Origin of the sequence: Nodularia sp. LEGE 04288 (assembly GCF_963896525.1) — a bacterium.
GTDB lineage: Bacteria > Cyanobacteriota > Cyanobacteriia > Cyanobacteriales > Nostocaceae > Nodularia.
Genome location: NZ_CAWQOY010000117.1, coordinates 21,533 through 33,990 on the forward strand (window position 1 = coordinate 21,533; position 12,458 = coordinate 33,990).

General features: G+C 43.5%; 13 protein-coding genes and 1 riboswitch. Of the genes, 8 read left to right on the top strand and 5 right to left on the bottom strand.

From position 1 onward, the window contains the following. Positions 1-13: 13 nt before the first annotated feature. Positions 14-1,234 carry a precorrin-6y C5,15-methyltransferase (decarboxylating) subunit CbiE gene (gene cbiE, locus AACX33_RS14625; protein ID WP_194003591.1) on the bottom strand — a complete coding sequence of 407 codons (1,221 nt, stop codon included), beginning with the start codon at positions 1,232-1,234 and terminating at the stop codon, positions 14-16. Between the two features lie 241 nt (positions 1,235-1,475). Here cbiE and AACX33_RS14630 point away from each other — a divergent pair, with 241 nt between their 5' ends. From AACX33_RS14630 to cobJ, 7 genes are all read left to right on the top strand, one after another. After that, complete coding sequence (locus tag AACX33_RS14630; RefSeq protein ID WP_194003589.1) at positions 1,476-1,685, top strand: hypothetical protein; 210 nt, start codon at positions 1,476-1,478, stop codon at positions 1,683-1,685. Positions 1,686-1,845: 160 nt separating this feature from the next. Next, positions 1,846-1,946: riboswitch (adenosylcobalamin-variant (AdoCbl-variant) riboswitch) on the top strand. Further along, on the top strand, positions 1,933-3,492 hold the full coding sequence (cobG, locus tag AACX33_RS14635) for a precorrin-3B synthase (protein ID WP_275973770.1): 1,560 nt from the start codon (positions 1,933-1,935) through the stop codon (positions 3,490-3,492). Its footprint overlaps the riboswitch before it by 14 nt. A 66-nt stretch (positions 3,493-3,558) precedes the next feature. Beyond that, positions 3,559-4,185, top strand: coding sequence for a precorrin-8X methylmutase (locus AACX33_RS14640; RefSeq protein ID WP_227789090.1), 627 nt, complete (start codon positions 3,559-3,561; stop codon positions 4,183-4,185). 2 nt (positions 4,186-4,187) lie between these two features. Continuing rightward, positions 4,188-4,892, top strand: a complete 705-nt coding sequence (locus AACX33_RS14645) for a precorrin-2 C(20)-methyltransferase (protein WP_194003587.1) — start codon at positions 4,188-4,190, stop codon at positions 4,890-4,892. 132 nt (positions 4,893-5,024) lie between these two features. Next, positions 5,025-5,612: a Panacea domain-containing protein gene (locus AACX33_RS14650; protein ID WP_194003585.1), complete on the top strand. Its 588-nt coding sequence runs from the start codon at positions 5,025-5,027 to the stop codon at positions 5,610-5,612. Beyond that, complete coding sequence (locus AACX33_RS14655) at positions 5,584-5,961, top strand: hypothetical protein (RefSeq protein ID WP_194003583.1); 378 nt, start codon at positions 5,584-5,586, stop codon at positions 5,959-5,961. The genes AACX33_RS14650 and AACX33_RS14655 overlap by 29 nt, the downstream gene beginning before the upstream one ends. Positions 5,962-6,041: 80 nt before the next feature. After that, a complete protein-coding gene (gene cobJ / locus AACX33_RS14660) occupies positions 6,042-7,769 on the top strand; it encodes a precorrin-3B C(17)-methyltransferase (protein ID WP_194003581.1) in 1,728 nt (575 codons plus the stop codon). 757 nt (positions 7,770-8,526) lie between these two features. On the opposite strand, the gene AACX33_RS14665 is transcribed toward cobJ, so the two are convergent. The 3 genes from AACX33_RS14665 to trxA form a co-directional block, all read right to left on the bottom strand. Then, positions 8,527-9,222, bottom strand: a complete 696-nt coding sequence (locus AACX33_RS14665) for a glutathione binding-like protein (RefSeq protein ID WP_194003579.1) — start codon at positions 9,220-9,222, stop codon at positions 8,527-8,529. Between the two features lie 28 nt (positions 9,223-9,250). Continuing rightward, positions 9,251-9,913, bottom strand: a complete 663-nt coding sequence (locus AACX33_RS14670; protein WP_194003577.1) for a nitroreductase family protein — start codon at positions 9,911-9,913, stop codon at positions 9,251-9,253. A gap of 104 nt (positions 9,914-10,017) precedes the next feature. Then, the gene (trxA, locus tag AACX33_RS14675) at positions 10,018-10,347 is read right to left on the bottom strand and encodes a thioredoxin (protein WP_194003575.1); all 330 of its coding nucleotides are present in this window, start codon (positions 10,345-10,347) and stop codon (positions 10,018-10,020) included. Positions 10,348-10,426: 79 nt separating this feature from the next. Here trxA and AACX33_RS14680 point away from each other — a divergent pair, with 79 nt between their 5' ends. Then, positions 10,427-10,768: an ArsR/SmtB family transcription factor gene (locus AACX33_RS14680; protein ID WP_194003573.1), complete on the top strand. Its 342-nt coding sequence runs from the start codon at positions 10,427-10,429 to the stop codon at positions 10,766-10,768. Here AACX33_RS14680 and AACX33_RS14685 read toward each other — a convergent pair. Further along, complete coding sequence (locus AACX33_RS14685) at positions 10,765-12,456, bottom strand: sensor histidine kinase (RefSeq protein WP_194003571.1); 1,692 nt, start codon at positions 12,454-12,456, stop codon at positions 10,765-10,767. The two genes, AACX33_RS14680 and AACX33_RS14685, sit on opposite strands and share 4 nt — an antisense overlap. Between the last annotated feature and the right edge of the window lie 2 nt (positions 12,457-12,458).

Genomic DNA, 12,458 nt, shown 5'->3' on the forward strand with positions numbered 1-12,458 from the left:
CACTTCACTATTATTAAAAGTTTTCAGGTTTTATTGCTATCCATTGAGTAACAGGTGACATCGCCCGCCAACCTAAAAATTTACCAATAGGTTCTGCTCTTTGAATAGCGATACGAGTTAAACTACCACCAACCTGCTCATACCATTTAAATAAAATTTGCTCACCTTCTACAGTGACAACATTAGCTACTAATCGCCCACCCGGACGCAGTGCATTCCAACAGATATCAAACAGCCCTGCTGCTGTGACTCCACCGCCGATAAATATCGCATCCGGTGTGGGTAAATTTTGGAGAATTGATGGTGCTTTACCGCTAATAATTTTCAGGTGGGGAGTTCCTAAAGCTGCGGCGTTGTTGGCTATGTAACCCAGTCTAGAAGAATTCTGTTCAATGGCGATCGCCTGACATCGAGAATCAGTCCGCATCCATTCGATAGAAATTGAACCACAACCCGCACCGACATCCCACAGTAATTCTCCGGGAATGGGAGCTAATTTTGCTAAAGTCACCGCCCTGACTTCACTCTTGGTTAACTGTCCATCATGGTGATAGGCATGATCTGGCAATCCTGGTAATCTAGGTAAAGGTACCACCCCAGCATTAGCAATACATTCAACTGCGATCGCATTCAACGGTGCAATTTCTCTTTTATCCCAATCTGCGGCTATACCTTCGACAATTCTTTCCTGAATACCGCCCAGATGTTCTAAAACTGTAATTTTACTACCACCATAACCGCGATTTGTCAAGATGTCGGCAACAGTTGCAGGCGTGTCTTTGCCTTCACTCAAAATCAAAAGTTTAGCGTTGGGATAGATGTAACTATGGAGTAGAGAGGCTGGACGACCGCACAAACTCAAGGTTTCTGTTTCCCTAAAAGACCATCCCAATTTGGCACAGGCGAGGCTGAAGGTGGAAGGCGCAGGAATAATCGTAATTTCTTCTAGGGGAATTTGTCGCGTCAGGGTGACACCGATACCGTAACAAAAAGGGTCGCCACTGGCTAACACACAGACTGATTCACCCCGACGACGGATAATTTCGGCGATGGAACTGCTAATGGGAGATGTCCAGGCTATTTTCTGGCGTTGATCATTTGGGGGTAACATGGCTAAATGGCGATCGCCTCCGACAATCACTTCAGCTTGCTCTATCAGAGAACGTGCGATCGCACTTAACCCCTGTAAGCCATCTTCACCAATACCCACAATCGATAACCATTTCCGTGTCATAGAAGCTGTAATAATTTAACTAAATTTTGCGGCTTTTTCGGCGATTAATCCCAGTTAATCATCATTTTTTGGAAAAATAGCCTGTAATGATGCTTTGTCAAACAGCGCCAAAATTTGAGCATTTCATAACTATTAGTAAGTGTGTTATAATGAACAAGCATTACAACTGTTAATCCAGGTAAAATATAGCAATATATATTTACTTGAGTTAATTAAATTTCATAATTAGGTTGAGTATTAATTGAAAATTAAAGCGTTGGATGTCAAAGCAGGCGATCGCATTATTGCCTACTGTAAGAATAAGATGCAAGTTTGCAAAGTGAAACGCATCTTAGAACCTGGTTCGACCAACATCACACTATCGGTATTCACATCTGAGCATTATCGTGGATGCTTAGTTTCATGTGTAGTCCGGTTCCAATGTGACACCTTAGTTGATTTAGTACAATAAAATTACTGAAATGTTGTGTAATTAGCCCAAAGAAATGTCACAGGGCTACTCATTGGGTTGTAAATAAAATCTCCAGATATACCCAGTGCTAAGTTTAACTGAATATAAAAAATAGATCGCATCCAGCGATCTGAATACCTGATCATGTTAAATTACTGAAGCTAAGAGTTGGGAAACTCCGGTGAAATTCCGGGACTGTGCCGCAGCTGTAATGGTAAAGCGAAAGCAGAACATTTGCCAAGTCAGAATGCCAACTATAGCAGTGTTTTTAAGACACACATACTATCTATTGCCTGCGTCGCACAGGGAAGGAGTTAATGTTTTGCTGTCCGGTTTTGCCTTATGTCCTGGCTTATTTTATGATACACCCGCTCAAGATGGGATATTATCACGCATCAGAGTACCAGGTGGAATTCTGGATAGTAAACAGTGTCATGCAATCGCAGATATAGCAGAGAATTACGGGGGTGGATATGTCGATATTACCAATCGCGCCAACCTCCAAATCAGGGAACTGCGTTCGGGAATAAATGCAGCAGTTCTCCAGGATTTACAAAATATAGGTATTGGTTCTCGCAATTTCGCTGTTGACCACATTCGGAATATTATGACCAGTCCCACTGCTGGTATTGATCCCCAAGAATTAATTGATACTCGTCCCTTTGTGCAGGACTGGGAAAATTATATCGCCGCACATCCCACCCTATCAGGACTATCGGCAAAATTTAGTGTTTGCTTTGATGGTGGTGGTACAGTCTCGGTGTGCGATCGCCTCAACGATATCATGTTTGCTGCTGTCTTAATTGACGGTAGAGTTTATTTTCGTCTGCATCTCAGCGTCGGTGTCAAAGGAAAACCACCCATTGATATGGGAATTGTCTTATTACCAGAGTCATGTTTGCCAGTTTTGGCAGCTTTGGCTGAAGTTTATCTCAACTATACTGACCCAAACAGTCGGCGCAAGCTGCGTTTACGAGAGTTATTAAATAATTTGGGTTGTGAACGTTATCTTCAAGAAGTTGAACAACGTCTAGGTTTTCAACTCACATCCCAGGGACAGTTTGACAAAACCAGTGTCGAAAACAGGTCAAACTCCAACTATCAACATATCGGTATTCATCCCCAGCGTCAGCCAGGCTTATTTTATATTGGCGTGGTTTTACCTTTAGGTAGGCTAGAGACTCAGCAAATTAGGGGTTTAGCTGATTTAGCCCAGAGATTTGGTAACGGGACTCTGAGGCTAACTCCTTGGCAAAATTTGCTCCTGACAGATATTCCGGCGCGATCGCTTACCGATGTCAAAAGTGAAATTGCTGTTTTAAAATTAGATGTCTCAGCAAGTAATATCAATAGTGCATTAGTTGCCTGTTCTGGTAATAAAGGTTGTGCAGCTTCCGCCACGGATACTAAAGGTGATGCTTTGGCATTAGCAAAGTATCTGGAAACTCATGTTAGTCTAAATCACCCAGTTCATATTCATTTTAGCGGCTGCGAAAAATCTTGCGCCCAGCATAGTCATAGTGATATTACCTTGCTCGGTGTCAGCCTAGAATCAGAAAATGGAACAATGGGAGCTTATCACATTTATGTTGGTGATAGCTTGCGTGGCGAAGCCATAGGTGACAGCAACCAAAAATTTGGTCGTCAACTCTATCAATATGTCACTGTGGCCGAACTACCTGTATTGTTAGGGCAGATGTTACAAGTTTATAAAATTCAATGCCGAAATCCTGATGAATCCTTTGGAGAATTTGTTAATAGATATGAGATTGCCCAATTACACCCGTTATTTTCCTCTGTAAGTTAGGGTTATTTCTGTTAGCTTGCGTGGCATAGCCATTCCCATTCACCATTCACCATTCACTATTTTCCCATGTCTGACTACATCCGAGATGCTAACGAAATTTACAGTAAATCCTTTGCAATCATCAGATCCGAAGCCAAGCTGGATGTCCTGCCTCCAGATGTAGCAAAAGTAGCTGTACGCCTAATCCATGCCTGTGGAATGACTGATATCGTTACTGACTTGGGTTATTCATCAACGGCGGTGCAGGCGGGACGCGCAGCACTAGCAGCAGGTGCGCCGATTTTGTGTGATTGCCGCATGGTTGCCGAAGGGATTACGAGGAAGAGACTACCGACAAACAACCAAGTTATTTGCACCCTCTATGATGTGGAAGTACCAGCGCTGGCTAAACGTTTGGGTAATACGAGATCAGCTGCTGCCGTAGAATTGTGGCGATTGCACTTAGAAGGGGCAGTGGTAGCAGTGGGGAATGCCCCGACAGCACTATTTCGGCTGTTAGAAATGCTGGAAGAAGGAGTGCTAAAACCTGCGCTGATTTTAGGTTTTCCAGTGGGATTCGTTGGTGCAGCAGAGTCAAAAGCCGCACTAGCAGCAAATAGCAAAGGTGTACCATTTTTAACTTTACATGGTCGGCGTGGTGGCAGTGCGATCGCCGCAGCAGCCGTTAATGCCTTAGCAAAAGAGGAAGAATAATCATGCAAACCAAAGGCCGTCTCTATGGAATTGGTGTAGGGCCAGGTGATCCCGAACTATTGACATTGAAAGCATTGCGACTATTACAGGCTGCCCCTGTGGTGGCTTATCAGTCAGCAGTCGATAAAGAAAGTATAGCGCGCGCGATCGTCTCCCAATATCTCACCGGGGATCAAATCGAGGTGCTGTTTCACCTTCCCCGCGCCTTAGAACCAGAAACGGCCAATTTAATTTATGACAAAGAAGTTGAACCAATAGCCGAACATCTAGCCGCAGGCAGGGATGTAGTAGTATTGTGTGAGGGTGACCCGTTTTTCTACGGTTCCTTCATGTATGTTTTCACACGTTTATCTCAACACTATCAAACGGAAGTTGTACCGGGAATATCCTCACTCATGGCTTGTCCTGTAGCCTTGGGTGTACCCTTCACTTATTACAACGATATTATGACCGTTTTACCTGCCCCCATGCCAGCAGAAGAATTGATTACGCACTTACTAGCAACTGATGCAGCAGCGATTATGAAACTAGGTCGCCATTTCACCAAAGTGCGAGATGTTTTACATCAATTAGGCTTGGCATCACGGGCATTATATATTGAGAGGGCAACAACCACACAACAAAGAATAGTACCCCTAGATGAAGTTGATCCCGATCAAGTACCCTATTTCTCAATGATTATCATCCCCACCAAAAATCGACTATAGGTTAAACAAAATTCTTGTCTACGACACGCTATGTAAATAGTATTTCTGTACTATTGAATCTATAATTAAGTATATAGGCAAATTAAAAATTTGCTATGATATTATGCTTGGTTTTATTTGCGGGTCTGAACGATGATAAATTGTCTAGACGCAGCTCGCTACTTTATTGCGAGGGCTTACGAAGACGGTATAGAAGCCGAAATGACCAACATGAAGGTTCAAAAGCTTCTCTACTATTCACAAAGCTTGTATTTAGCAATATACGATCAGCCATTGTTTGACGAAGACATTCAAGCATGGCGATACGGGCCTGTCTGTCCTCCGGCTTACAGGTTTTACAGTGAATTTGAAGCGCAGCAGTTACCCATACCTAGTCAGAAATTGTTGTTACAGATTCCTCAAGATGAAAAAAAGCTGTTAGAGGAAATTTGGGGATATTTTGGTGGTTACCGTGCTTATCGACTCAGTAATATGACTCACTTGGAGTTTCCTTGGACAAAAGCACGCAAGGGTTTACCTGCAAATGCAAGTTCAACGGAACGGATTTTGCTGGAGGATATGAAGGCTTTGGGTTATCAGAAACTTGATTTAATAGAACGGGACCATCCTGCTTTTCAATCTGTAATGTCTCAGGTTTTAGAAGACGCTTGTAATTCAGAATCTTCAAATCGCATTAATAAAGGAGAGGTGCGTGACTGGCTTAACTCCCTTCTCGATTGAAAAGTCTGATAATTTCCAGCGTTCTTTTAAAAAATTGGCAAAGTTTCATGGTTCTAGTTTTGTTGAACTGATGGTAGAAATTATAGAAAATTTGACTGAAGAGCAGTATCCTTATAACTCCCGTCAAGAACCTTTACCCTCAAAGATGCAATTAACAGAAGGATGGACATTTCACAAATTGGAACTACGATTTGCTAAGGGAGCTTCCGGACAAATCAGGTTAATGTATTTAGTGAATGTCACTACTTTTACCATCAGACTTGTTTGGATTTATAGTCATGAGCAATTTGCTAAACGCCCTGGGGAAAAAGATTTAAAGAGTGTTATCGAAGAAATATTAGACTGTTAGTGCAAAATTATCTGTGTTTATCTGTGTCCATCTGTGGTTTCATTTGAAAGGACATCAACTTTTGTAAAATATCTAATCAAATGATCACAAAGATTGCACCTGCCATAGTGGTACTGGGTGAAAACAGTGTACCAGTAGCCCGAAAAATCATCAATGTCCTGCCAGAGGCAACATTATACGGTTTGGCAGGTCGCACATCTGGCGTTGATGTTAGCTTCACGAATTTTGGGGAAACACTGCGCGAGTTATTCGCCGAAGGAACACCGTTAATTGGTATTTGTGCTGCTGGTATCCTGATCAGAACAATAGCACCAATGCTTTCCGATAAAAAACAGGAACCGCCAGTAATAGCCGTAGCTGAAGATGGTAGTGCGGTAGTTCCACTTTTGGGTGGACTGAATGGTGTGAATGATTTGGCGCGACGTATTGCTGAGGCGCTTGATGTTAAACCTGCAATCACTACCACAGGTGATATCCGTTTCCGCACCGCGTTATTATCTCCTCCACCTGGATATCATTTAGCCAACCCAGATGATGCGAAGAAATTTATTTCAGATTTATTAGCAGGGGCGCAAGTTAAGCTTGAAGGTTCAGCGCCTTGGTTGAGTAATAGTCAACTACCTATAGACCCCAATGGTGATTTGACAATCCAGGTTACAGAACGATTAGTAACTCCCTCAGCCAACCGCCTTGTTTATCACCCAGCAACTATAGTAATTGCCATTAGTGATACCGTTGATGTAGCCTTAGTAGAACAGCTGCTAGCAGATGCCGAACTTGCCCCAGAATCAGTAGCCGGAATATTTGCACCAATCACCCTAGCCAATAATCCCAGCTTAAAAGCCATTGCTAACGCCTTTAAAGTACCTGCCCGCTTTTTTACCTCAAATCAACTAGAAAATTTTACATTACAAGGTTATAGCCCGTCCCAAGCCATAGCACTCACCACCACTGGCTCATCTCCCTTATCCTCCTCATCTTCCCACCTAGCTATCGCCATAGCCGCCACACCAATCGACCCCAGCACCATCGGTCAAGCACAGGGACGGTTAGCAATTATTGGCACTGGGCCAGGTGCTTCCAAGTGGATGTCTCCAGAGGTGAAAGAAATACTCAAATCTGCAACTGATTTAGTGGGTTACAAAACATACATAAATTTAATTGGTTCTCTGGCTGATGGTAAACAACTGCACGAGTCCGACAACCGGGAAGAAATTGCACGGGCTACAATGGCGCTGGATTTGGCAGCAAAAGGGCGATATGTAGCAGTAGTTTCTTCTGGTGATCCTGGGATATATGCAATGGCTGCGGCTGTATTTGAGGTATGCGATCGCTACCCCAAACCGGAATGGGAAAGTATAGATATTCATGTTGCACCGGGGATATCGGCTATGCAAGCGGCGGCGGCGGTCATTGGTGCGCCATTAGGACACGACTTCTGCGCGATATCCCTGTCTGATATTTTAAAACCTTGGTCAATTATCGAACAACGAATTGCTGGGGCGGCTCAAGCTGATTTTGCGATCGCCTTCTATAATCCTGTCTCCAAAGAGCGCACTTGGCAACTAGCAGCAGCGAAAACTATTTTACTGCAATATAGAACACCAGATACCCCAGTCGTATTAGCCAGAAATCTCGGCAGATCAGGACAAATGGTGAAGGTAATAAAACTTGATCACTTAACACCAGATTCAGCCGATATGCGGACAGTTATTTTAGTTGGTTCCAGCCAAACCCGAACAATTCAGCGCAGTGATGGACGCATTTCAGTTTATACACCAAGACGATACACTGAAGAAAAGATTTAATTTCAACAGGATTTACGCAAAATTATGAAAAAACGAACCACATTGGCGCTAGCCTCTCCCTTTGGGAGAAGTACACGTTCGCGTAGCGTCTCCCCTTGGGAGAAGTAAAGAGGGTTTCACAGAGTTTTTGCGTAAGTCATATTCAATTGAAAACTTCCTAGAAAACCAAAAAACCTGGTACGGGTTGACCAGGTTTTTATAGGTTCACTGTTTTGCAATTGTTAAACTTGTTAATTATTTGAAACTTCAAAACTAGGGTTTACAGAGCATCTAGCAACATCAGCAATCACACTTTTTCCACTTGAGGATTTGGCTCTGACCAGAAAATCAGGTTGTTTGCCACTTATGATTGATCTACTGATCTTTGCTTGGGTTGATGACAGGGGACACATAGTCATTTACCCTTTGGGGTTAGTTTTTTATTTCGCGTCCTACTATTTAAGTTATCACTAACTTGGTGAGATTTAAACCTGATTTTACTAAAGTTGACGTTTCGTTTCAGTTCGTAATCAAGTAGGGAACCTCACCCCCAACCCCTCTCCTTCTCCGTTGGCGTTAGCCTCTCCCTTTGGGAGAAGAGGGAGACGCTACGCGAAAGTCATTCCTGTCTGCGTTTGAGCCTGTTTTGCCCCCTAAATTCCCCAAGTTTGGAGGACTTTGAAAATTCTTGTTCCCCCATAATTGGGGGTTAGGGGGCGATTCGATCAGCTCCCAAAGGGAGACGCTACGCAAAAGCAAGGAGAGAATCGTAAAATTCCTAGATTTTGACTGTATTTGCCGACTGGTTAAATAACAAATTTCGTGATTTTTCCAAGTCAAGTTCCTGTTGGAATGCTTCTGCTTTTTCGTAAGCGCGAATAGTAGCGGGACGAGCCTGAATTGTTTCAAACCACCGCTGCAAGTGAGGAAAATCCTCTAGGTTCTGGCTTTGGCTTTCATGGGGGACAATCCAAGGATAGGCGGCGATATCAGCTATGGAATAATCGCCGGCCACAAATTCTCTATCTGCTAGGCGCTTATTTAGCACTGCATATAAGCGTCCTGTCTCTTTAACATACCGATTAATGGCGTAATCAATTTTTTCGGGTGCGTATTTGTTGAAGTGATGGTTTTGTCCCGCCATTGGTCCGAGTCCCCCCATTTGCCAGAATAACCACTGGAGGACTTCAACGCGATCGCGCAGATTTTCAGGAATCAATTTCCCGGTTTTTTCGGCTAAATACAGCAAAATTGCCCCAGATTCAAATACGGAAATCGGTCCATCCTCGGTAACAGGTTCATGGTCAACAATTGCGGGGATGCGATTATTAGGAGAAATCTGGAGAAATTCTGGTTTAAATTGTTCTCCGGCCCCAATATTCACCGGAATAATTGTGTATGGTAGCCCGGTTTCTTCCAGGAACATAGTAATTTTATGTCCGTTGGGGGTTGTCCAGTAGTAAAGTTCAATCATCGGTTTATGAATTACGAATTAGGTGAATTTAACCTTGATATGAATTTCCTATTTTACCTACAGACACGTTATGAGATAATGGCAAACGACCAGGGTTTAAGCGTGGCTCTGCTGCATAACCGACAGGGACTAAAACAGCGATCGCTAAATCAGGATCATCAGCACCGATAATTTCTTTAACTTGCGCCTCAATCCAGCCATTCATCAAGCAGGTGGACAACCCTAAACTTTCCGCGGCTAATACTAAATGGGTAGCAGCAATAATCGCATTCTTGATCGCATATTCCCGGCGTTTGTCTCCCAACCCTGTTTGAAATTGGGGAATAGCACTTTTAAAGTAGTTTACCGTGCCTTCATTCCAAGCTCCAGTCGCGATCGCCTGTTCATAAACTGGGGTCAAATCTCCCTCCCCGGCGTTAGGATCGGCTGCAAAGACAAAGGTCACCGGCGCTTGAATAATTTGCTGTTGATTCCAAGCTGCTGCGGCTAATGCTGCCTTTTGCGCCTCATCTTGGACTAGGACAATTTGCCAGTCCTGGATATTGAAACTGCTGGGCGCAGCTACGGTTAATTCTACCAGTTGTTGAAGCAATTCCGGGGCAATGGGGTCTGTTTTAAAAGTCTTGATAGAACGACGCTGGATGATGGCGTTAGGTACATCTAAAGGTTTAATTTGAGTGGTAGGATGCATGAGATTCTCCTGATGATGATGATATTAGTTTTCTAGCTGATCCGTTCACAGCAGCACTTTTGTGTACAGACGCGATTTATCACGTCTGTACACTCAGTAGGCTATTATTGTTTAATATACTGCCCTAAAGTTTGAGCTAAGGTAGTTTTTTGTACTGCACCCACGACTATATCAACTTGTCGTCCCCCCTTAAATACCATGAGTGTGGGAATGCTCCGAATACCGTAATGGCTAGCAACAGTCGGGTTTTGATCTGTGTTCAGTTTTACGACTTTTACTTGTCCTGCATATTCGCCAGCAACTTCATCGACAACTGGAGTCACCATCCGACAAGGACCACACCAAGGGGCCCAAAAGTCCACTAAGACTGGAATTTCACTTTCCAGAACTTCTTTTTTAAATGTGGCTTCTGTGACATTTGTAACGGATGACATAAGTGCCTCCTGATTTAATTCGGTTGTTCGATATTATCGAATAAAAAAAATATACGGCATTTAAAGAGATAATGCAACAATGAAATTTTTATATCATCCAGACCGAAAAGATATTTCCTTACCAGGAGTGCTGTATGCTTTGGGCGATCCAGTGCGGCTAGAGATTGTGCGGTTGCTGGCGACTCAGGGAGAACAGTGTTGTGCGGGGTTTGATTTTGCGATCGCCAAGTCAACCATGTCCAATCACTTTAAAATTTTACGAGAGTCGGGAGTTGTGTTAACTCATAAAGAAGGTACACAACACATCAATCGGTTAAGGCAAGAGGATTTAGAGGCAATATTTCCAGGATTACTGGAGGCGGTGTTAAAGTCAGCACAACCGTTTCTGATCTATCAACAATCAACGGCGCACAGTCGTTAATTAGTCGCATTTCCTGGCCATATTTCTTCACCGTCTTTAATATTACTGTTTTCTTGCATCAGGGGTATTTTTACAGTAAAAGTCGATCCCTGTTTTGTCCCCAAACTGGCTGCGGAAATCATGCCGCCGTGTAATTCTACGAGATGACGCACAATCGCCAGACCTAAACCCAAGCCACCATGCGATCGCGTTGTGGTACTATCCGCCTGTCGGAAACGATCAAAAACTTGAGGTAAGAATTCTGGGCTAATGCCAATACCTGAATCAATCACTTGGATTTGGGCATAGGCAGATTTAGAAAACCGCAGGGGAGCAGAACTAGACGAAAGTCTAACTTCTTCACGGGGAAATAACTGATCTTCCCCCTGTGATTCTATAGTATTAGCCAGGACTTCTACCTTACCGCCTTCAGGAGTGAACTTAATCGCATTAGTCAGTAAATTCCAGACAATTTGCTGCAACCGGGCGGGATCTCCACAAACCGAGTTGAGAGAAGTATCCAGAATAGGATTTAATTCAATATTTTTGGTTTCTGCCAGAGGTTGCACCGACTCTAAAGCTGCTTCAATGATCGAAATCAGATTCACCACAGTTAAATGCAACCGTAGCTCACCACGAATAATTCGCGAGACATCTAAGATATCCTCAATCAGCTTCATTTGAGAGATCGCATTGCGTTCAATAGCATCCAGAGCGCGCGCCGTCGCTTTTTCGTCAAGTTTTTTAGCGCGGAGGATTTTTGACCAACCCAACATGGAAGTCAAAGGTGTGCGGAGTTCATGGGAAAGCACAGCCAAAAACTCATCTTTCATCCGGTTAGTAGCCTCTGCTTCTTGCCTAGCCGTCTGTTCTCGAATCACTTGAGCGCGAACTTCTTCCGCTTGCTTACGCTCAGTAATATTTTCCAGAGTCCCTACATAACCAAGTAATTCACCGTGGCTAGAAAACATGGGCGAAGAGCGAACCTTAACCCAAGGTTGACTACCATCGGTTCTTTTAAAGCGGAATTCTGCCGAATATTCCTTACCTCCGCGAATATAGGCAGACCAACTAGCGATCGCTTCTTCTTGTTCTTCGGGATGTACACATTCCAGCCATCTGGTTTCTAAACTCTCGGCTAAAGTATAGCCACAAATTTCTTGATAGCAAGGATTACTATATTTACAGACTCCTTCAGTATCAGTCTCAAAAATCCCAATCGGTGAACAGGTACTCAGTGAACGGAACCGTTCTTCACTTTGCTTTAATTCCGCATTGATAGCTGTGAGTTCCCCTGCTTGTCGTTCAACTGCTTGCGTTTTCTGAAAAAGTTCGACAAATACTGTAACTTTGGAGAGCAATATATCTGTATCTATGGGTTTAAGCAGATAATCCACAGCTCCCAGAGCATAGCCTTTAAACAGCATTTGATCGCTGGTACTAAAGGCTGTGAGAAAGATAATCGGAGTATGGCGCGATCGCCCGCGACTACGAACTAGGGTCGCAGTGTCAAAGCCATCAATCCCTGGCATTTGCACATCTAGTAAAATTACGGCAAAATCCTGATGCAACAGACACCTTAAAGCTTCTTCTCCAGAAGTGGCTTTGACTAGGTTTTGTCCTAATCCTTCCAAAATTGCCTCTAGTGCCAGTAAATTTTCCAGCTTATCGTCCACCAAAAGGATATTTACTTTGGAATCCGGCTGCATGA